General features: G+C 42.6%; 18 protein-coding genes and 4 pseudogenes. 17 read left to right on the forward strand and 5 right to left on the reverse strand.

Annotation, left to right across the window (positions count from 1 at the left end; all coding sequences use genetic code 11):
* Positions 1 to 99: 99 nt before the first annotated feature.
* The 3 genes from AC6IZ0_RS19210 to AC6IZ0_RS19220 all read left to right on the forward strand — a co-directional run bounded on the left by AC6IZ0_RS19210 (position 100) and on the right by AC6IZ0_RS19220 (position 2243).
* A complete protein-coding gene (locus AC6IZ0_RS19210; RefSeq protein WP_497724420.1) occupies positions 100 to 324 on the forward strand; it encodes a ferredoxin family protein in 225 nt (74 codons plus the stop codon).
* 56 nt (positions 325 to 380) lie between these two features.
* Positions 381 to 1109 (forward strand): ABC transporter ATP-binding protein, encoded by a 729-nt coding sequence (locus AC6IZ0_RS19215; RefSeq protein WP_497724421.1) that lies wholly within the window; start codon positions 381 to 383, stop codon positions 1107 to 1109.
* Between the two features lie 267 nt (positions 1110 to 1376).
* The gene (locus AC6IZ0_RS19220) at positions 1377 to 2243 is read left to right on the forward strand and encodes a DUF4231 domain-containing protein (protein WP_497724422.1); all 867 of its coding nucleotides are present in this window, start codon (positions 1377 to 1379) and stop codon (positions 2241 to 2243) included.
* Positions 2244 to 2308: 65 nt separating this feature from the next.
* Here the strand turns inward: AC6IZ0_RS19220 and moeB are convergent, their stop codons facing one another.
* Genes moeB through AC6IZ0_RS19235 form a run of 3 tightly spaced genes read right to left on the reverse strand, consistent with a single transcriptional unit; the run spans position 2309 to position 4361 of the window.
* Positions 2309 to 3481, reverse strand: coding sequence for a molybdopterin-synthase adenylyltransferase MoeB (moeB, locus tag AC6IZ0_RS19225; RefSeq protein WP_497724424.1), 1173 nt, complete (start codon positions 3479 to 3481; stop codon positions 2309 to 2311).
* 53 nt (positions 3482 to 3534) lie between these two features.
* Positions 3535 to 4002: a M67 family metallopeptidase gene (locus AC6IZ0_RS19230; protein WP_271764389.1), complete on the reverse strand. Its 468-nt coding sequence runs from the start codon at positions 4000 to 4002 to the stop codon at positions 3535 to 3537.
* Positions 4002 to 4361, reverse strand: coding sequence for a four helix bundle protein (locus tag AC6IZ0_RS19235; protein ID WP_497724425.1), 360 nt, complete (start codon positions 4359 to 4361; stop codon positions 4002 to 4004). The genes AC6IZ0_RS19230 and AC6IZ0_RS19235 overlap by 1 nt, the downstream gene beginning before the upstream one ends.
* Positions 4362 to 4855: 494 nt before the next feature.
* On the opposite strand from AC6IZ0_RS19235, the gene AC6IZ0_RS19240 reads away from it, so the two are divergent.
* The 4 genes and pseudogenes from AC6IZ0_RS19240 (at position 4856) to ggt (ending at position 9563) form a co-directional block, all read left to right on the forward strand.
* Entirely contained in the window at positions 4856 to 5611 is a 756-nt protein-coding gene (locus tag AC6IZ0_RS19240; protein WP_497724426.1) for an ATP-binding cassette domain-containing protein, read from the forward strand.
* Positions 5608 to 6240: an ABC transporter permease gene (locus tag AC6IZ0_RS19245; RefSeq protein WP_497724428.1), complete on the forward strand. Its 633-nt coding sequence runs from the start codon at positions 5608 to 5610 to the stop codon at positions 6238 to 6240. Before AC6IZ0_RS19240 ends, AC6IZ0_RS19245 begins: the two co-directional genes overlap by 4 nt.
* Before the next feature lie 39 nt (positions 6241 to 6279).
* On the forward strand, positions 6280 to 7179 hold the full coding sequence (locus tag AC6IZ0_RS19250) for a glycine betaine ABC transporter substrate-binding protein (protein WP_497724429.1): 900 nt from the start codon (positions 6280 to 6282) through the stop codon (positions 7177 to 7179).
* 615 nt (positions 7180 to 7794) lie between these two features.
* A pseudogene (ggt, locus tag AC6IZ0_RS19255) lies at positions 7795 to 9563 on the forward strand (gamma-glutamyltransferase).
* On the opposite strand, the gene AC6IZ0_RS19260 reads toward ggt, so the two are convergent.
* Positions 9560 to 9823 carry a hypothetical protein gene (locus tag AC6IZ0_RS19260; protein ID WP_497724430.1) on the reverse strand — a complete coding sequence of 88 codons (264 nt, stop codon included), beginning with the start codon at positions 9821 to 9823 and terminating at the stop codon, positions 9560 to 9562. The pseudogene ggt and the gene AC6IZ0_RS19260 sit on opposite strands and share 4 nt — an antisense overlap.
* Positions 9824 to 10290: 467 nt before the next feature.
* Between AC6IZ0_RS19260 and AC6IZ0_RS19265 the strand changes: the two genes are divergently transcribed.
* The 4 genes and pseudogenes from AC6IZ0_RS19265 (at position 10291) to accD (ending at position 14636) form a co-directional block, all read left to right on the forward strand.
* Positions 10291 to 11250, forward strand: coding sequence for an aldo/keto reductase (locus AC6IZ0_RS19265; protein ID WP_497724432.1), 960 nt, complete (start codon positions 10291 to 10293; stop codon positions 11248 to 11250).
* Between the two features lie 116 nt (positions 11251 to 11366).
* Positions 11367 to 12454 (forward strand): annotated as a pseudogene (gene leuB / locus AC6IZ0_RS19270) (3-isopropylmalate dehydrogenase).
* Between the two features lie 89 nt (positions 12455 to 12543).
* Positions 12544 to 12804: a hypothetical protein gene (locus tag AC6IZ0_RS19275; RefSeq protein WP_271734269.1), complete on the forward strand. Its 261-nt coding sequence runs from the start codon at positions 12544 to 12546 to the stop codon at positions 12802 to 12804.
* An 893-nt stretch (positions 12805 to 13697) separates the two neighbouring features.
* A pseudogene (accD, locus tag AC6IZ0_RS19280) lies at positions 13698 to 14636 on the forward strand (acetyl-CoA carboxylase, carboxyltransferase subunit beta).
* Positions 14637 to 14698: 62 nt separating this feature from the next.
* On the opposite strand, the gene AC6IZ0_RS19285 reads toward accD, so the two are convergent.
* Positions 14699 to 16075 carry an MFS transporter gene (locus AC6IZ0_RS19285; RefSeq protein ID WP_497724433.1) on the reverse strand — a complete coding sequence of 459 codons (1377 nt, stop codon included), beginning with the start codon at positions 16073 to 16075 and terminating at the stop codon, positions 14699 to 14701.
* 188 nt (positions 16076 to 16263) lie between these two features.
* Between AC6IZ0_RS19285 and AC6IZ0_RS19290 the strand changes: the two genes are divergently transcribed.
* The 6 genes and pseudogenes from AC6IZ0_RS19290 to petE all read left to right on the forward strand — a co-directional run bounded on the left by AC6IZ0_RS19290 (position 16264) and on the right by petE (position 21427).
* On the forward strand, positions 16264 to 17517 hold the full coding sequence (locus AC6IZ0_RS19290) for an ABC transporter substrate-binding protein (protein ID WP_497724435.1): 1254 nt from the start codon (positions 16264 to 16266) through the stop codon (positions 17515 to 17517).
* 544 nt (positions 17518 to 18061) lie between these two features.
* A complete protein-coding gene (locus tag AC6IZ0_RS19295; RefSeq protein WP_497726108.1) occupies positions 18062 to 18961 on the forward strand; it encodes a carbohydrate ABC transporter permease in 900 nt (299 codons plus the stop codon).
* Positions 18958 to 19794, forward strand: coding sequence for a carbohydrate ABC transporter permease (locus tag AC6IZ0_RS19300; protein ID WP_497724436.1), 837 nt, complete (start codon positions 18958 to 18960; stop codon positions 19792 to 19794). The genes AC6IZ0_RS19295 and AC6IZ0_RS19300 overlap by 4 nt, the downstream gene beginning before the upstream one ends.
* A gap of 84 nt (positions 19795 to 19878) precedes the next feature.
* A complete protein-coding gene (locus tag AC6IZ0_RS19305; RefSeq protein ID WP_271733194.1) occupies positions 19879 to 20109 on the forward strand; it encodes a hypothetical protein in 231 nt (76 codons plus the stop codon).
* A gap of 71 nt (positions 20110 to 20180) precedes the next feature.
* The gene (psbV, locus tag AC6IZ0_RS19310) at positions 20181 to 20669 is read left to right on the forward strand and encodes a photosystem II cytochrome c-550 (protein ID WP_271733193.1); all 489 of its coding nucleotides are present in this window, start codon (positions 20181 to 20183) and stop codon (positions 20667 to 20669) included.
* 339 nt (positions 20670 to 21008) lie between these two features.
* A pseudogene (gene petE, locus AC6IZ0_RS19315) lies at positions 21009 to 21427 on the forward strand (plastocyanin).
* Positions 21428 to 21528: the final 101 nt, after the last annotated feature.

The following is a 21528-nucleotide window of genomic DNA, read 5'->3' on the forward strand; positions in this document are numbered from 1 at the left end:
CTCTGCTTGGTCAGAAGATGGGTTGGGGGTGAGGTGGAGGTTGGTAAATAATCCTGCTAGGCTAGATATAGCTGATCCGAAAGAAAGGGAATTGAAAAAATGCCGCACACCATTGTTACTGATGTTTGTGAAGGTGTTGCTGACTGCGTAGGTGCTTGTCCAGTAGCTTGTATTCATGAAGGCCCAGGTAAAAATGTCAAGGGAACCGATTGGTATTGGATTGATTTTGCCACCTGTATCGATTGTGGTATATGTATCCAAGTTTGCCCAGTAGAAGATGCGATCCTTCCCGAAGAAAGACCTGATTTACAAAAAACACCTTAAAATTTTTCGGTCAACGTTTTATATTTATAACACCGTTGACCAATGACTAATGACCAATGAGTAATGACTATTTATTAGAAGTTAAAAATGTCCACGCTGGATACATTAAAGATATAGATATCCTCCATGGCGTAAATTTTTGTCTCAAACCCGGTGAACTGGTCGCAGTGATTGGCCCCAACGGTGCGGGTAAATCCACTTTAGCCAAAACCATCTTTGGGCTGTTAACTCCTCACACGGGTACTATTACCTTTAAAGGTGAAAATATTGCTGGACTAAAGTCCAATCAAATTGTCACTAGGGGAATGTGTTATGTACCACAAATCTCTAATGTTTTTCCTTCCCTGAGTGTAGAAGAGAACTTAGAAATGGGGGCTTTTGTGCGGGATGTCCCCCTCAAACCCTTAAAAGACAAAATTTTTACTATGTTTCCTAGACTCGGCGATCGCCGTCGCCAACGTGCTGGTACACTCTCAGGAGGAGAACGCCAAATGCTGGCCATGGGGAAAGCATTAATGTTGGAACCGAGTTTATTGTTATTAGATGAACCTTCTGCGGCTTTATCCCCCATTCTCGTTACCCAAGTATTTGAGCAGATTAAACAAATTAATCACACAGGTACAGCAATTGTCTTAGTGGAACAAAACGCCCGTAAAGCCTTAGAAATGTCTGACCGTGGCTATGTCCTAGAGTCGGGACGTGATGCTATTTGTGGTTCTGGTCACGAATTACTACATGATCCTAAAGTAGCTGAATTATATTTGGGTGCTGGTAAAGCCCATTAATTTTCATTGCGGATTGGAGTCTCTGAGTGGGAAGTAAATATGATACTAATACTATAGTCAGTAGAAATATCTGGCTATATTTTTTTATAATTGCTTAAAAAAAGCTTAATTATCTTCATTCCCCATTGCATCAGCTTTATTGCTTCATTACAATCTAGTGTATTTTAATGCCTGAATTCATGACTGAACTAGGGCATTTTCTGTTTAGCTTCGATTAACTGGGCATAATATAATTTCTGAATCAAAAATTACTGGAGACACCAATTAATGACTACACCAGACTTAATGATCAATAGTTTCACACCAAATAGTCAGGCTGAAACTCTACCTATTTTATCTAGTTCGCCTGAAGAGAAAAAATTTTTAACCCTGAAGATCATTGATAAATTATTGATAGCAGTCTTACTATTGATTAGTATTCTTGCTATTAGTTTTTCCGACAATCAAAAGTTGGTTCTCTATGGTGTCATATCACTCTGTTTTGTCCTTATACTATTCATAATCAATAGACAACTTTTTCAGGAATCGCAACAAGCAGTTAGTCAGTATGAAGCCAAGAAAAAAGCAGAAATATATACCTACTTATTGAATGATAGCTCTTGGCAGCTGAAAAATTTCACTCCCGTGAAAGCTAAAGCCCTAGAATATTGCCAAAATTTGATCAACGACTATAAACGGGTTCGGGATTTATCGAGAACGATTTACTATATTCTGCAAATTACGACTGTGGTTTTTTCAGGTATTACACCTATTTTAGTCCTAGTAGATAAAATAGAAGCAGGCCAAACTTGGTTAAAATGGTTACCAGTTATTTGTCCTGCTATTGCGTCTATACTGGCCAGTATAGTTACATCGTTTCCTTTTCAAAAGAATTGGGTAGCGGCTAACACAGTAGTTGAAAGGTTAGAAGCTGAAGAAGAAAAATTTGTGTTGGGTGTGACACAACCTTATCGCCTGTGTGATATTTCTGACGAAGTGCAACAGCAAAAAAATGTCAGCCAAGCATTAGAATACTTTATTCAACAGGTGAATAACATTCATTTCGAACAAGTGCAGCAAAATAGTGCGCCTCAGTCAGAAAAGCAAGAATCAACCCGATCTAATGATGACAATCAATCTCAACCCACTACCTAATTAACACTAGGGCGCAGCAGACGCAGAGAATCTTGAAATCTCTGCGTTATTTTGCCTAAAACATTTTAATACTCTGGAACCGAAGGATCGATTTCCTTACTCCAAGCATTAATTCCACCTTTAACATTAGTCCCCTCAATTCCGGCTTCCTTGAGGATAGCCAAAGCTTTGGCAGAACGTCCCCCCAGTTTACAATGAGCAATTAAGCGGTGACCATTCAGTATTTCCTTCACCTTGGTTACACCGTCGCCATTTTCAATATCTGGTAAGGGGATCAATACAGAACCGGGAATTTTAGCAATTTCGTACTCATGGGGGTTACGGACATCTAAGAGGACAAAATCCTTTGCACCGCTATCTATTAATTCCTGCAATTCTTTGACAGTCATTTCTGACATTTCCATCTGCTGTTTAGCCTCCTCTGCCTTAGCTTGGGGAATTCCGCAGAACTGTTCATAGTCTATCAGCTTTTCAATTACGGGGCGAATGGGATTAGGACGCAGTTTCAACTCCCGGAATTTCATATCTAAGGCGTTGTACAAGAGTAATCTTCCACTGAGGGTGTTACCTTGTCCTGTGATGATTTTTACCGTCTCTGTGGCTTGAATAATCCCAATCATTCCCGGCAAAATACCCAGTACGCCACCTTCCGCACAAGAGGGAACCATTCCTGGCGGTGGTGGTTCTGGGTATAAGTCACGATAGTTAGGGCCACCTTCGTAGTTAAATACTGTAGCTTGTCCTTCAAAGCGGAAAATAGAACCGTAGACGTTGGGCTTGTTTAATAACACGCAAGCGTCATTAACCAGGTATCTGGTGGGGAAATTGTCAGTACCATCAACCACAATATCATAGGGCTGCATGATATCTAGGGCGTTTTCGGAACTCAGACGAGTTTCGTACAAGTCAACGTGACAATAGGGGTTAATTTCGTGAATGCGATTTTTTGCCGATTCAATTTTGGGTTTACCTACCCAGGATGTACCGTGAATAACTTGGCGTTGCAGATTGGAAGTATCGACGACATCGAAATCAACAATACCAATGCGGCCAATACCTGCTGCAGCAAGATATAACAGTAATGGCGAACCTAGTCCACCAGTACCAATACACAACACACTAGCCACTTTTAAACGCTTCTGCCCTTCCAGCCCAATTTCTGGCAAAATCAGATGGCGGGAATAGCGTTCATAATCGTCTTTGGTCAACTGGATTTCATCCAGATTGGGATTGAGCATAGAAATTAAGTAGATCAGCGAGGAATACTTATGCTATCGAAAAAACGGTATGTTTAAATTATCCTGTTAATGAACTCTGGTTGAAACTGATCATGTTCATCCAGACTCCAACTTTTCACTGTACCAGCTTTGCCATTGTTAACGGAAACTATTATATACGAGTATTCCGCCCAAGCATATAGGCGATCGCATTCTGAAGGTATAGCAGAATGATCAGGGTGTGAGTGGTAAATACCGATAATATTCAGACCGCGATCGCGTGCTGTTTTTTGTGCTTGTAACATCACTTGGGGGGCGATCGCATATCGTCTGCGGGTACTCTCTACTATCTGTTCACCAGTAAAATCATGGCCTTGGCTATTCCAGGCGTTTTCTGTGGGTATGATCTCTATCACAGTTTTACCCTCCCTACCCAGACGACCAAGAATTAGCCCACAGCATTCTTCTGGGTAGGTGCTTTCACCATGGTTACAAATCATTTGCTGGTGGTGAGGAAGGAGTTTGAGCACCCGACTATTCATCAAAAATTGTGGCTTTGCTGATCAATGTAAGATGCTAGCAGTTCCTTAACTTCCACTACACTACTGATGAGGCGATCATAATCATAAGTTTTCAGTATATGCAAGTCATGGCAAAGCAGCAGGTAATATTCCACTTCAATTACTCCATCCCTGGCCATTTCCAGACAATCCAGTTGGATTTCATAGTCATCGCGATCGCATCCCTGAGCGATCTTAATGGCAATGGAAGCACAAGCTAAACGGATTTGTTGTGTTATACCCAACAATTCCTCCTCTGGAAAAGTTTTAGTAATTTCATAAACTGCAACTGTCAGTTCATGCGCTTTTTCCCATTCTTGCAGTTCTCTAAAGTCTGTCATTGTATTGGTATCCTTGAGGATTTATGGGGTGACCAATGCCTACCTGCTATATAAAACCTAGACAAAACTAGACTTTACTTTCTACTTCAACGGGAGCATGGGAGCAGTTATCCCTCAGTAGACTTATTCGCACAGCGTTCGCTGCGCGAACACGCCTTAGCCAGACGCGATTGTGTTCCAATTAAGTTTCTGAAAAAGACTACCACCATCATTGCTTGGTTTTCGCGTCGGCAATAGTCTCAATTCAATACTTGATATCACCGTATTATATATCAAGTAGTTGATTTTTTCCTAAAAATATATGGAGTTTTGTCACTATAAGTATAGTTTTGTCTATAAACTTGTCAACTTAGGACTGACTCATTATCATATGCCACTATTGAGCTACTAGCACTATGCTACCCAATTAAATATCATCCAATTCCTGGAAAAAACCGAATATCGTTAACTGTAATTTTTAGTATAAAATAATCATAGCAAAAATCAACTTGATAATGCAACCCAATCAACCTACTGTAGTGGAATTCCGCGATGTTACCCTTAGACGCAACCATCGCTTTTTGGTATCTCATCTCAATTTTTCTATTATTCAGGGAGAAGCCCTAGTATTACTCGGACGTAGTGGGAGCGGCAAAACCACTACTATGAAGTTAATCAATGGCCTCTTGATGCCTACACAAGGTGAAGTATTATTTAATGGCATTCCCACCACTGAATGGGATGAAATTAAATTACGGCGCAATATTGGTTATGTCATTCAAGAAACTGGGTTATTTCCCCATTTTACCGTAGAACGTAATGTAGCTTTAGTGCCGACTTTACTGGGTTGGCAATCTAAACAAATTAAAATCAGGGTGTATGAATTGTTGCAAATGGTAGGGTTAGAGCCTCAACAATTTGCTGGGCGTTATCCTCATGAACTTTCGGGGGGACAAAAGCAACGGGTAGGTGTAGCTAGGGCATTAGCTGCCGACCCGCCAGTATTATTGATGGATGAACCCTTTGCCGCCCTTGATCCCATGACGCGCTTAGAACTACAACAAGAATTTCACCGGTTACAACAAGAATTAAATAAGACTGTGGTGTTTATTACCCATGATATTCAAGAAGCCTTTGTTTTGGCTTCCCGAGTTGGGTTAATGTCTCAGGGAGAACTAGTACTATTAGGGACAAAGGATGAATTTAAGGGATCTGTACATCCTGAAAGTCTAGCTTTTCTCAAATGTCTGCAATCTCTGGAAAATTTATGAATGACTTTTTCTTGTTTAAGTATGCTCCGGAAATCCTCCAACATACCCTAGAACACTTATTTATGGTCAGCATTGCCATGGCCACGGCGACAGTCATTGGTATCCCCTTAGGTATTGTCATCACCCGGAAAACTCACCTGCGCCAGGGGGTTCTCGGTATTGCCAATATTTTGCAAACCGTCCCCAGCCTAGCATTATTTGGTTTACTGATTCCAGTGCCGATTATTGGGGGTATTGGTATGATTCCCGCCATAGTTGCCCTAACTTTATACTCCTTTTTGCCCATTATCCGTAATACTTACACTGGTATCACAGGGGTAGATCCCGCAATTCGGGAAGCTGGTAGAGGTATGGGAATGACAGATAGACAATTATTGTCACAGGTAGAAATTCCTTTGGCTATGGGGGTGATTTTGGCAGGTGTGCGGGTAGCAACAGTAATTTCTATCGGTATTGCGACGATCGCCGCCGCTATTGGTGCTGGTGGTTTGGGGGTGTTTATTTTTCGCGGAATTGCCGTGGTAAATAATCAATTAATTTTAGCTGGGGCTGTCCCGGCGGCAATTCTTGCTCTGCTGGCTCATGGGGGTATTGGTTGGTTAGAAAGAAAATTAACAGTTAAAACTTAAATTTTTGATGGTTTATGGTGGTTATGGCTTTGGGAACAAATGAAAAGATTGTTGTTGTTGTCTGTTTTAACTTGTTTGATGTTGGTAGCGATCGCTGGTTGTAATTTCAATTCTACTTCTAGCGATACTGGTGATATTGTTGTTGCTTCTAAGAATTTTACTGAACAAGATATTTTGGGGGAACTTTTAGCCCAGCAAATTGAGGATCACACTGATTTAACAGTTACTCGCCGACCTCGTTTAGGTGGGACCTTTGTCTGTCATAATGCGCTTCTGGCTGGACAAATTGATGCTTATATTGAGTATACAGGTACAGCGTTTAATGCCATTTTAAAAGAGAAAGTAGTACATGACCCCAAGCTAGTTAGCGAAAAGTTAACACGGGCCTATGCAGAAAAGTTTAACTTAGAAGTAATGCCCAGTTTAGGTTTTGAAAATAATTATGCCATAATTGTGCGTGGTGAAGATGCTCAACGGTACAATCTTCAAACCATCTCAGATGCAGTTAAATATACACCTAAATGGCGCGGTGGGTTCGGTTACGAATTTTTAGAACGGGAAGATGGTTTCCCCGGATTCGCTAAAACCTATGGTATGGAGTTTGCTAGACCTCCCCAAATTATGGACTTAGGTTTAATCTATCGAGCCTTGACTCAAAAACAAGTGGATATGGTGGCGGGTAATTCTACAGATGGGCAAATATCCCGACTAGGTTTAGTAGTCCTTAAAGATGATAAACAGTATTTTCCACATTATGAAGCAGTGCCCATTGTCCGTAAAGAAACCTTACAGAAATATCCACAATTAAGAGCAGCTATCAATCAACTGACCGGGAAAATTACGGAGCAAGAAATACGACAATTAAATAACCTCGTGGAAGGGGAATTACAAGATATTAAAACAGTCGTGAGCGAGTTTCGCAAATCAAAACAACTCTAGATATAGTCATCCTATTTGAGTCGAGAAATTACCAGTGAGGAAAGGGAACAGGGAACAGGGAACAGGGAACAGAAATTGTTCATGAATCATTTAGAATTGCTATATAACTGATTAATAACTCATCCCATGGGTATTTTTACTGCATACAAACCTATGGCGATCGCGAAGCGCTGCTGCAACCAGATCGCACCTGCATGAGTAAGATACCCGACTTCTCACATCATCAGAGATAATCTAGGATAATTTAGCTAGAAGTCGGGGATCTGTGTGACACCGAAGATCATGTATTTGATGATCTTAACCGGATGCGATAGGGAAACGCTGCTACACTGAGGCGATAGCGAAGCGCTGCTGCAAGCAGATCGCACCTGCATGAGTAAGATCCCCGACTTCTTACATAATCAGAGATAATCTAGGATAATTTAGCTAGAAGTCGGGGATCTGTGTGACACCAAAGATCATGTATTTGATTATCTTGACGATTAAGCAGATCCTTCGCTGGGAACAAAATTAATAAACGCACTGAACTAGAAAGGCTAGGCTGAGATTTTGGCAAGGAATCCCGTTTTCGCAAATCAAAACAACTCTAGATATAACTGATTAATAATTCATCCCATGGGTATTTTTACTGCATACAAACCTATTGCTATCTGCTTGCAGCAGCGCTTCGCGATCGCCCTGTTCTCCTGTACCCTCATCATCCACAGCCAAGCTGCGATCGCCACCATTGCATCAACCCTACGGAGTAAACAAGGAATGGTAGTTTCTAGCCATCCCTTAGCCAGTGACGCGGGAATTACCATGTTACGCCAAGGTGGTAACGCCATTGATGCAGCGGTAGCCACAACCTTGGCAATTTCTGTAGTTGAACCTTATTCAGCAGGAATTGGTGGCGGCGGATTTTTATTAATGCACTCCGGAGAAACTCGCCAAATCAAAGCCTTAGATTTTCGGGAACGCGCCCCCCTGAAAGCCACACAAGATATGTACTTAGATGCAGAAGGTAAAGTACGTCCCTCTGCAAGTGTAGCTGGGTACTTAGCCGTAGCCACACCTGGAACTGTGGCCGGGATGTATGAGGTGCATAGTCGTTATGGTAAATTACCGTGGGCGCAGGTAGTCAAACCCGCCATCGCCCTAGCCCGATATGGCTTTATCATCAGACGTAGCCTATCCCCTGGTTATCTCCTAGTTAATGACAGACCCAGACACCGGATTTTTGATCATCCAGCAGCGCGGGCAATTTTCACTCGTGATGGTGATTTCTATCAACCGGGGGAAAGGCTAGTACAGCGAGATTTGGCAAAAACTTTAACAGAGATTGCCCGTAATCCCCACAGTTTTTACACCGGAAATATTGCCCGGGCGATCGCCTCTGACATGGCAGAAAATGGCGGTTTAATTACTCTAGAAGACCTGAAAGCCTACAAACCAATTTGGCGGACTCCCGTTTGTGGGAATTTCCGTCAAGCTCAAATCTGTTCCATGCCACCACCTTCATCAGGAGGTGTACATTTATTACAGATGTTAAATATTATTGGTGAGACTGATTTACAATCTTTAGGATGGCATCACCCGGATGCATTGCATTTGATGGTTGAAGCCATGAAAATCGCTTATGCTGACCGGTCGCAACATTTAGGCGATCCAGATTTTATCAAAGTCCCTGTAGAACAACTGATTAGCCCAGAGTACGCCCGCAAACGCCGTCAAGAAATTGATCTGGAATGGGCAAAACCTGCAAGTGAGGTGAAACCAGTTAATTTAGGTCTTGTTCCTCCCCCCCTGTTAGCTAGAAATGAATGGATCGAAACCAGCCATCTAACAGTTGTGGATCAGCAACATAACGCTGTTAGTCTCACCTTCACTATTAATCTAGGTTTTGGTGCTGGTGTGGTGACACCGGGAACAGGGATCGTACTCAACAACGAAATGGATGATTTTGCTTCCGCACCGGGAATACCTAATGCTTTTGGTTTGGTGGGTAACCGAGCTAATGCGATCGCACCACGCAAAACCCCCTTATCCAGCATGACCCCCACCATAGTCACTGAGAATGGCCGTCTGAGGATGGCCGTAGGTACTCCGGGTGGTAGCACCATCATTACTCAGGTACTGCAAATTATCCTCAATGTGTTAGAATACCAGATGGATGTAGGTGCTGCTGTTTCCGTTCCACGCATACATCACCAGTGGTTACCCGATGAGCTACGTGTGGAACGTTGGGGTTTGGGTGCTCTCACCCTGCAAGAATTACGCCGGCGCGGACATAAGATTAGGGAAAGTAACTCCTGGGGTAATGCTAATGCAATTACTATCACCCCAGAGGGAGTTTTAGAAGCAGCGGCGGACCTCGTGGTCAAGGCTTTCCTAGTGCTTTCTAATTTCCTTGTCCTGGGGATATTAATTCTAGATCCCGACTGACAAACTCATTAGCTCTGGCGCTATGTACTAAAGTCCAGCCGGCTTTGAGAAGTTTTTGATAAGTTGCCCAACCTTTAGAACCACCAGGAATCTGATAATCTGGGACTGCTTGGGGAAAAGCTGTGTAGGGTCGCCAAGGTTGATTGGGTGAGGCTTGCAGATGTAATATTTTATCTCCATCGCTGCCAGACTTAGATAACCAGCACATTTTACCTTGCATGGCAAACTCCTTTAAGTTTTGCTTGTTTGCATATTGGCAGGATTTTGTCAATACCTGCCTCAGTCTTGTGGGATAATTACTTATCCCGGTAGTATTCGCGATTTTATTTACTTAGAAGAGTAAACTTGTTTAACTACTATTACTAATGGGTTGTCATCAATGGCTTCCTGTAGGAGGTAAGGAAAAACCAATATTTTTTTTACCTGATTATGAGGTTGAGATTTTTCCTATGTTATCTACGGTTTTTGTAAATGTATGTAGCAATAACTACGATTTAGGCAGATATTCCAGTTGTTTTCATAGCTACACCGGCGCAAATTGCTGACATTACCTGCATTTGCAGGATTTCCACAGATGCAAAATTTTCTGGTCACTGTCAATTAATTAATCTACCGTTATTCTGATTCAATTGACCCCAAAACCCTTTAGAGTATCAACTATTCGGATATATTGATCAATTAAGCATTATGGAAAAGCGCAGACTAGGAACATCCGACATCTACATTACACCCATCCTCATGGGGGCTTGGCAAGCTGGTAAAGCCATGTGGACAGGAATTGAGGATGCTGATTCCATTAAAACCATCCGAGCCGCCTTTGAAGCTGGTATCACTACAGTTGATACTGCTGAGATCTATGGACAAGGACATTCTGAGCAAATTGTAGCTGCGGCTTTATCTGATGTCCGCCACAGGGTTGAGTATGCCTCGAAAGTTTTCGCCAACCATCTCAAGTATGATTTAGTGATTGAAGCTTGCGATCGCTCATTAAAAAATCTCCAGACTGATTACATTGACCTGTATCAAATACACTGGCCTTCCGGTTCTTTCAATAGTGAGATAGTCCCCATTGAGGAGACCATGCTGGCTCTCAACCAACTCAAACAACAGGGTAAAATCCGGTCAATAGGTGTGTCTAATTTTAACCGCGACCAATTAGCAGCAGCTTCACAGTATGGACGGATTGACAGTTTACAACCGCCTTATTCTTTATTTTGGCGGCAGGTAGAAAAGGATGCCATGGCTTATTGTCTAGAAAATAATATTTCTATCTTGGCTTATTCACCCTTAGCCCAAGGACTGTTAACGGGAAAATTTGCCCCTGGTCATCAGTTTGACCCAGCAGATAACCGTGCTAAAAATCGCCTATTTCAAGGTGAAAACTTTCAACGCGCCCAACAAGCTTTAGAAAAACTGCGCCCCATAGCGGCGCGTCATGATTGTACCCTGGCGCAGTTAGCATTAGCTTGGCTAATTGCCCAACCTCAAACCAGTGCGATCGCCGGGGCGCGTTATCCTGAACAAGCACAAGACAACGCCAGGGCGGCACAGATTCAACTTTCTGGGGAAGAACTAGCACAAATCGATGTCATCGGGCGTATTGTTACTGACCATCTCGATGAAAATCCCGTGATGTGGAAGTGGTAATCAAAAACTGCTGTTTTGTGGGATATGGGTGATGTTGGTGTGTTTTGAGTTCCCATCGAGAACCTAATTTAGTATGATATGGAATCGGCAAGCATTTACCCTTTGAAAAAATAACTATGTCCCAGAACTACCGCATTACTCTACTCCCCGGCGATGGCATTGGCCCGAAATTATGGCCGTAGCGGTAGACGTGCTGAAAGTCGTCGGTAAGCAGTTTGATCTGCAATTTGAATTCTGCGAAGCCCTCATCGGTGGTGCGGCAATTGATGCTACCGGTGAACCCCTGCCATCTGCTACCCTAGATATTTGCCGTAACAGTGATGCGGTATTACTGGCGGCGATTGGTGGTTACAAGTGGGATTCCCTACCATCCAATTTACGCCCAGAAGCAGGTTTGTTAGGGTTGCGTGCCGGACTAGGATTATTTGCCAATCTCCGCCCAGCCCAAATTTTACCCCAGTTAGTTGACGCTTCTACTTTAAAACGGGAAGTTGTGGAAGGTGTAGATATTATGGTGGTGCGAGAGCTCACCGGTGGTATTTACTTTGGTAAACCCAAGGGGATTTTTACTACTGATAGCGGTGAGAAACGCGGTGTGAATACCATGGTCTACACTGAGTCGGAAATTGACCGCATTGGGCGAGTAGCCTTTGAAACAGCGCGAAAACGAGGGGGGAAACTCTGTTCGGTAGATAAAGCCAATGTATTAGAAGTATCACAGTTGTGGCGCGATCGCATGACTAAATTGGCTACAGAATATCCTGATGTGGAATTGTCTCACCTCTATGTCGATAACGCCGCCATGCAACTGGTACGCGCTCCTAAGCAGTTCGATACTATTGTGACCGGGAATTTATTTGGCGATATCCTCTCGGATGCTGCTGCCATGCTTACCGGTAGTATTGGGATGTTACCATCTGCGAGTTTAGGTGCTTCTGGCCCTGGTGTATTTGAACCAGTCCACGGTTCGGCTCCCGATATCGCCGGGGAGGATAAAGCCAACCCTCTGGCTCAGGTTTTGAGTGCGGCCATGATGTTACGCTACGGTTTAAACCAGCCCCAAGCCGCAGACAAAATAGAAGCAACCGTATTGCAAGTTTTAGCCCAAGGCGATCGCACAGGTGATATTATGTCTCCTAATATGAATCTTTTAGGTTGCCGCGCTATGGGAGAATCATTAATGAGAGCCATGGAAAAATCATAATTTTCTGTTGAAGTTTGGCATTTTGGCAACCTTTGCCCAAGCCATTAGATAGACTAAAGACAAATTTAGTAAATATAAAATAGTCGATAGTGCACGCATTACGACAAGAAAAAGAAAAATATACTGCCCCCAAAAACAAGTCTCCTTTGATTGATCCAGCCTTAATCAGAGCAGCAGGGCAGATTTACTACACCCACTGTGAGGTACATCCTGAAATAGCTGGACAACCTTCAGGAGTAGCAATTAATTACGTTACTCATCGGGGTAAAGTAATTTTTACTCAGCAGCCAGTACTTTTACCGCAAGAATGTTTTGTCCCATTAAGTCAAATTGAATCACATATGTATTAGTCATTGCTCATTGATTAACTCTTTACCCGCCAATATAACCGATCAAAATGTCTTAACATTTCTGTACTGTGTACAAAGTGACAAGGAATATATAGACGTTTTGATGCTCTTCGCCACCAGTATCATTGTCTCGGCGCTGGGTGCGTCTGAAGCTGCGCAAAGCCGACTTGTCTAAACTTGTTTCCAAGTTTAGACAGGGGTGGCTGTATGAACCAAGAATCCCCCGAATCCGCTTCACTAAAGGGGGATTGTCAACAGTCCCCTTCTGTCTCCTGTTTGTAACGGTGATTACCCCATGCAGCTTTTACCTTTTGTTAAGATCAGATTGTGAATTGTATCACTCTCTATGATCAAGCAGAACCATTAGCTAGGATAAGTTTGTCTATATAGCATTTCTAGTCTAAGTAGTTAGGCCATAGTCTCTCCCCTGCGGAGAAGACTCAGTACTGAGCAGATGACCAGACCCTATGGATGCTCACCGTTAACTTAGCAATGGAAATGATTTATTTAAGGCGAGTGGTTCAGTATTGGGTTGAGGAAACGGCATCTAATTGAGGGGTTGATTTTTATATGACTGTGACTACGGCAATCAATTTACAAAATTCCCGTGAGCATAAGGCTTGTGTTAGCATCAGCATTTTCGTTAAGCTGACAACCAAAGATGTTTTGATCAGGCCTGAACTGCTTATAAGCGTAATTTGAGATGTAGTCAAAAGTCAAAAGCTAAAATGGGGTGTTATTTGCGTTTGTACAAGAGCAAATCTGGAGACTTTGAAAGCGTAGGTCACAAGAGCCACCATTGTGTCGCTCTAGACTTGAAACTTCTTGATCTAGATATCCCATAGTGGCTTGATATGTTTTCAACCTCATACCCACTTAAAAAAAAGATAAAAATGGCAAACAACGAAGAATCACGTGGTTTAAAGTCTCTGTTAGATTGGTTTGCAAATCGACGGAAATCAGGATCTACCCATTTAGAACCCCAAGAACGGGAAATTGCTGATGGGCTGTGGCACAAGTGTCCCAAATGTGGCGTATTGACCTATACAAAAGACCTGAAGGCTAACCAGATGGTCTGCGTTGAATGTGGACATCATAATCGGGTGGATAGCGATGAGCGTATCCGCCAGTTGATAGATAACAACACCTGGGAAGCAATTAATGAGCATCTGCGCCCCACAGACCCCCTGCAATTTCGCGATCGCAAACCCTATAGCGATCGCCTGCGGGAAATGGAAGATAAACTAGGTTTAGTAGACGCAGTTAAAACCGGTTTAGGTCAAATCAACGGTTTACCCATAGCCCTGGGCGTTATGGACTTCCGCTTTATGGGCGGTAGTATGGGTTCAGTAGTGGGAGAAAAACTGACCCGCTTGATTGAGCAAGCCACCCAGCGACGTTACCCTGTAGTCATTGTCTGTACCTCCGGCTGAGCCAGAATGCAAGAAGGAATGCTTTCCTTAATGCAAATGGCTAAAATCTCCGGCGCTTTGGAACGTCACCGTCAATGTAAATTACTGTATATTCCCGTCTTGGCGAATCCTACCACGGGAGGGGTTACTGCTAGTTTTGCCATGTTGGGAGATATTATTATTGCAGAACCGAAAGCAACCATTGGTTTTGCAGGTCGGCGAGTGATTGAGCAAACCCTGCGGGAAAAACTACCAGAAGATTTTCAAACCGCAGAAGATTTGTTAAAGCATGGTTTTGTTGATGATATCGTACCCCGTACGCAATTAAAGAACACCCTAGCCCAGTTAATTGCTTTGCACCAACCCATACCAACTACTACACACTCGATGATGCGATGGGAAACCATGACCTTGAGCTAGTCCTAAGCTGCTAAATAAGAGAACATTGGGAATTGGGGATGCACCAGATCCATCTCCAATCCCTATTTCCCTCCATCTTCCAAAAATATCAGTGGTACAAGTGCTATTAAGCGCAACACACCAGAAAGGGTAAATAATCCCAGTAAGCCGCCACAATTAGTAAATTGTACGATCAAGCTGCCAATGGTTGTACCTAAAGCCCCCCCGGCTCCAGCCATAGCAGCCGCGATCGCAAAATAGATAGACTGGTTTTTAACTGGTGCAATCTCTAGCTGTATATTGTTATTACATAAGTCAACCCCTGCCCAAGTACCTCCGGTTAAAATATGTAACAGTGGCAGCCATAGCCAAAAGTCAACGTAGTTAGTATTAATTCCTACCCACAAAATTGGTGTTACCGCCACCGAAATTCCCACAAATATCAAAATCCGCCGACTCCCAATTTTGTCTGCCAATTTCCCCCATATAATCAGCATCAATAAGTTCGCTCCTGCCTGTAAACTGGTGTAGAGTGATACTAAACTGATATCTAAATTCAGCGTGTCTAGCATATAGAGGCTAAAAAAAGGAGCGCTGAGATTAACTGCAAACATCCAAAAGCTGAAATAAAGCACAAATATGAAAAAGCGAGAGTTTTGCCAGATGTTCGGCTGGTTTGCTGCGGGAGTGATTACAGTTGAATTAATTAATTTTTCTTGACGGTAATTACAGATGGTATTTTGTAATTTGGGATTGACATCAACTTTAAAGTACTGACATCCCAAACTAATGATCCCAAATACAATACCAATGAGCAGCACTATTCCATAACCTTGTAAAGTCCCCCCTCGCCAATGTGATACAGCTAAACCGGCCAAAGGTAAACAAAGCAAATTGGTCAAACTGGCAGCGCTGTTGCGTATACTAAAATACCTACCTCGTAGTTGTCGCGGTACTATCATCCCTAACCAACTCAGCCACGATGCGCTTCCTAGTCCCCCAAAAAGATGGCTGATCAGGACAATTGATAAGGTCAAAACTACCAGCTGATGGGAGTTTAAACCTCCAAAGTGGAAACACGCAATACCTATGAATAAAATCAGCCACATTATCCGCCCAATTCCATGGGTGCGTAGGGAATATTGAAAGCGGCTAGTACTACGTTCCGATAAGTAAGCGCCCAAGGGTTGTATGAGATTCACCAGCATGGGGATTGAGGATAGCATCCCAAACACTACTGGACTGGCATCCAATTCTACAAGAAAATTACTCAGTAAAATGCCGCCGGTACTGAGGGAAAAAATCGCTGCAAACACTCCATCCAGGGTTGAGGCTTTTAAACTAGTGCGAATCTGATTTTTGCCAATTCGAGGACACGGAGAAACTACTGTTGGCGGTGAGCTAATCTGGGGGATTTCTAGAGTTACTGATGCAACTGTTTCAAAATTAGCAGAAGTCATAGCTTACTTTTACCCGTAGGACACCCTAGCATGAGTTCATGTATTGAGGAAATTACATCCCCTAGTTAACTTTTCTGAATAATTATTCGTTAATTTATATTCTATTTTTCCACAAAAATACAGATTCCTTAAAGATAGATTAACTCAGCTAGAAGAGATAAGTTAGATGAAAGAGCTGGTATTTGTTTGTGAGTAGAAAAAGCTGGGTGAAATTTTTGGCGCTAGTGGTGGCGATCGCTTTGGTTGTGATTACTTACCCAAATTTACCACTACTAAAGGCACCAACTACCGCTGTCACTATCAAACTGAGCGGTTGGGCGGGTAATCCCCTGGAGCAACAATTATTAAAACAGTTACTAAAAGAATTTGAGCTACAACATCCAGACATTAAGGTGAGATATGAAGTGATTTCTGACCAATACATGGATGTCATCACTACTCGCTTAATTGGGGAAGCAGCGCCGGATGTCTTCTATCTGGAATCCCTAGAAGCTCCTTTCTTTATGAGCCAAAATGTCCTAGAACCGTTAAATTCTTACATTACCCCCGAATTTGACCTAGAGGACTTTGAAGAGAGCTTGCTGGATAATTTTAAGTATAAAGATGATATTTATGGTCTTCCCAAGGATTATTCTACCCTGGCACTTTTTTATAATAAAAAAGCCTTTGCAGCCGCGGGTTTGAGCAGTCCCCCCACTACTTGGGATGAATTACGCACCTACTCCCAGCAGTTGACGGGTAAGTTGAACAGATACGGTTTTGGTGTTACCCCACAGTTGAGTTATCAAGCTTACAAAATTGCTGCTTTTGGGGGAAGGGTTGTTGATGAGAATGGTTATGCTGCTTTTGCTAGTCCCGAAGCTGTGCGGGGATTGCAGTTGGTGGTAGACCAGTATCAAAAAGATGGGAGTTCAGCCCAAGCTACTGATGTGGGTACTAACTCAGGTACGGAAATGTTTGGTCAAAACCGGGTCGCAATGGTCATTGAAGGTAATTGGGCTATTCCTTATTTAGAAACGACTTTTCCTCAGTTGGACTTTGCCACTGCGGAAATACCTACTATTAATGATAAAAAGGGTACGATGGTGTTTACTGTGGCCTATGTGATGAATAAGCAGTCACAGCATAAAGCTGCCGCCTGGGAGTTGATTTCTTTTCTCACCGGGAAGGAAGGAATGGCACAATGGACGGGGACAGGGTTTGCATTGCCTACGCGCACATCAGTAGCAGCAAGGTTGGGTTATGATCAAGACCCTTTGCGATCGCCTTTGGTGGCTGGTATAGATTATGCAACTACTTGGCAGTTAGGTCAATATCCGGCTGCTATATCTAATAATTTTGATAATCAGTTTATTAGTGCTTTACTTGGTCAACAACCTTTAAGTTCAGCTATGCTCCGCGCACAAAATGCCGCTAATGCACAAATTCGTACCAGCCAATAATTGATAACTCAAACTTATGTAATGTAATGCACCCTTGAGGCTGGGGAACTTTCGTGTTTTTTGATTGATGAATTATGGGAAGAAACAGGGAGCAGGGAAAAGGGTTGAAACTATCCATTTATATTGCTTGTATTATCTGTTTTGATCCTCACATCCTTGGCTGTTGCTATAACTCAACATCAAGGAGAGAATACCAGATTTTTCATGAGTCGGATAGGTTGTAAGAAATACTCCTTTAAACTGCTTTAAATTAAGAGGATGTTTGATAAGTCATGATGAGTGTATCAACTATTGTTTGACCCCACCCTAACCCTCCCCTTGTAAGGGGAGGGGACTGGATTTGATTGTTTTTTTGTGTGTTCCCTGTTCCCTGTTCCCTAATATAAAAATTACCTGTTTAACACTTTCCAAACATCCCCTAAGCTCTCAATTTCTGTTGTAACTGTATATCCTTTGTTTAACTTCCCAGCGCTAGGATAAAGACCATGCGCCCTATCCCTACAACCGGGTGACTACTAGAGACGGAGGTTTAATTGTGTTTGAAATGAATTGGCGGCGAATCAATCGCAGATGGAATCTTACCGAAACCCTAACTGGCTACATCTTTATGATGCCCACTATATTGGTTTTAGGGTGTTTTGTCATCCTCCCCATCTTTTACGCGGTGTTTCTTTCCCTGCACAAAGTGCAACTGCTAGGGGGTATTGAGTACGATTTCATTGGCTTTCGCAATTTCACCCGCTTAGTTGCAGATGAACGGGTAGGAATTGCTTTGAGAAATACTGCAGAATATGTGGCAATTGTGGTACCATCTCAAACCATTTTAGCTTTATTGCTGGCAGTAACCCTCAATTCTGGTATTCGGGGTCAAAACTCTTGGCGTATCTTGTTCTTTTTACCCACTGTCACATCCTCTGCGGTGCTAACTCTGATATTCATGTGGATTTATAACACCGATGGGCTATTAAATCATGTTCTGGCTTTTGTGGGGTTGCCTACTTATAACTGGTTGGGTGACCCAGCAGTGGCGCTCAAAGGTATTATGATCATGAATATTTGGTCAACTGCACCATTTTATATGGTGATTTATTTGGCTGCTTTGCAGGATATACCCCAAAAACTCTATGAAGCGGCAGAACTCGATGGAGCCAATTTATGGCAACAGTTTATTTATATTACCATTCCTTTGCTCAAACCTGTAACTTTTTTTGTGGTGGCTATTGGCATCATTGGGACTTTTCAGCTTTTTGACCAGTCTTATATTTTTTCTGCTGGTAGTGGTGGCCCTAATAATGCCACTTTGACTATGGTACTACTAATTTACCAGGCTGTCTTCCGCAATCTACAGATGGGTTATGCTGCGGCCATGGCTTTTCTGCTGGCAGTGATCATTATTGCCGTGACTTTGATGCAGCAACGGATTTTTGGAGGGGAAAGGACATGAGTAATATTAGGCGATTGCCTTGGCGGAAAGTACTGTTATACTTGGTGCTGACGCTGTATGCAGTAATTACCTTGGTTCCTTTCCTGTGGGCGCTGTCAGCATCATTTAAACCGCTATCAGAGATTATTAGTGGTGAGTTAAATTTTTTGCCCAGAAATTTTACTTTCGATAATTACCGACAGATATTTGTGCAAGAACCGCTGTTTTGGCGTTGGTTTTTTAATAGTGTGTTTATTGCTGTGAGTGTCACGGGCTTAAATTTGCTCTTCAACTCCATGGCGGGGTATGCTTTAGCCAGGTTGAGTTTTGCGGGTAACCGCTTCTGGTTCTTCTTAATTTTGGCACTGTTAGCAGTACCGACACAAATTACCTTGATTCCCACATTCTTAATTTTGAAAGCTATTGGCTGGTTAAATTCGTACCAGGGTATGATTGTTCCCGCCATGGTCAACGCTACATTCATTTTTATGATGCGGCAGTTTTTTGGAAATTTTCCTCAAGAATTAGAAGAAGCAGGTCAATTAGATGGTTTAAATACCTGGGGAATTTTTCGCCACATTGTCTTACCCCTCGCAAAGCCTGCATTAGCAGCACAGGCGGTTTTTGTGTTTATGAGTAGTTGGAATAATTTTTTACTCCCCATTGTCATCTTGTTTGACCCAGAAATGTTTACTCTCCCGTTGGGACTGAACAGCTTCAAAGGTCAATATATCAGCTATTGGAATTACATTATGGCTGCTTCTATGGTCTTCACTTTACCGGCTTTGGGGATTTATGGTTTTTTTAACCGCTACTTTATTCAAGGTGCGACATTTACCGGGGGAAAAGGTTGATGGGAATATTAAATAATATGAAGTTGATATTGACTTATGAGCCTTTGATCCCAAGTCAACTATAACCAGATTTTAGGCAACAAATTGGACTCTGAACATGATATTGGTATTAGAGCGACTCAATCTCTATCTGTTGTGCTAATCACTATTATGGGTTTTGCAAACCTACTGACCGCAGAGATAGCAACAGACTACAGTCGTCCTGTAGCAAGAGTGTTTTCTCTGTATAACCTGGAAATTGCCGAGAAAAGCCAAAAGGGGAATTACTTCCCACATCACGAAGGGTGGTCACGTCAAGGGCTATTTCGGGCTTGAGCTAATGGCAAGATGGAGATTGAGCATCGCTTTATTAGCTGTGTTGAGCGTTATCATCTTTGAGGGGAAACATGTTTAAAAGACTAATTGGTGTTGTTGTTACCATTTTGCTGACGTTTCAGTTGGCGGTCGGTGGCGCCACAGCATTGGAACTGGACGAAGCTATTAGAACAGTGAAATTAAATGACCAGGGTGACCAGGTTGTACTGAGCCTTAAACAAGTAAAAGAAGGTAAACGCTTATTTCAATACGCTTGCGCCCAATGTCATGCTGGGGGTGTTACCAAGACTAACCAAAATGTGGGACTAGAACCTGAAGCTCTGGCACTGGCAACACCAAAGCGGGATAATATTGAGGGATTGGTGGACTATATGAAAAATCCCACTACCTATGATGGAGAAGAGGAAATTTCTGAGTTACACCCCAGCCTCAAGAGTGCGGATATTTTCACAGAAATGAGAAATCTCACCGAAGATGACTTAGTGGCGATCGCTGGTCATATTCTGCTACAACCAAAGATAGTTGGTGATAAGTGGGGAGGCGGTAAGATTTATTACTAAATTCCCAAGAGATAACTTTTAGCCGGGTACTGAGTACACATCAAGTCAAAAGCCTGTCTAATTTCCCGGTCAAACCTTTCGGATGGAGTTTATGTAGGGACAATTAATTTATTTTGTCCCTACTTCAAAATTGGCAAAACCTGCTGTGAAAATCGTCAATCTAGCCATAAACTATTGAGTGTAAAGACTCCGGGTAATTCTCTGTAATTACACAAGATATGCTCATGATTTAGCGCCAATTGTAAAAAAAAAATTTTATCTACGACAGATTGTCATATTTTGGCGTTAATTTTATTTAAAATGGGAAAGGGAAATAAAAACTATAGTTAGGAGAAAGCCATGAAATTATTTGCTGCAAGCTGGCGACGTTTGACTTTATCGGTGTTGACAGTTCTTTTAGTTGTTAGCAGCTTCGTCATTTTCACACCCAGCGCTTCAGCTGAAACCTTCCAGGTCAAACTAGGTAGCGACAAAGGAATGCTGCCTTTGAACCTAAAGAACTGAAAGTTAAAGCAGGCGACACTATTGAGTGGGTAAACAACAAAGTTCCTCCCCATAACGTTGTCTTCGACCCAGCCCAAAACCCTGCTAAGAGTGCTGACTTGGCTAAAGGGTTGTCTCACAAGCAATTACTGATGAGTCCTGGTCAACGCCAAACCACCACAATTCCCGCAGACGCACCTGCTGGGGTGTACACCTTCTATTGCGAACCTCACCGTGGTGCTGGTATGGTTGGCAAGTTGACTGTTGAAGGTTAGAGCCTAATTGGTCTTGCTTTTTCAAGTTTGCTAGGATAGCTAACCAAAGCAGCGCGGTAATGAGTCTTATTTGTGCCGAGAATATTGAGAGTTCTTGGCGA

The organism is Anabaenopsis sp. NIES-4685, assembly GCF_059725405.1.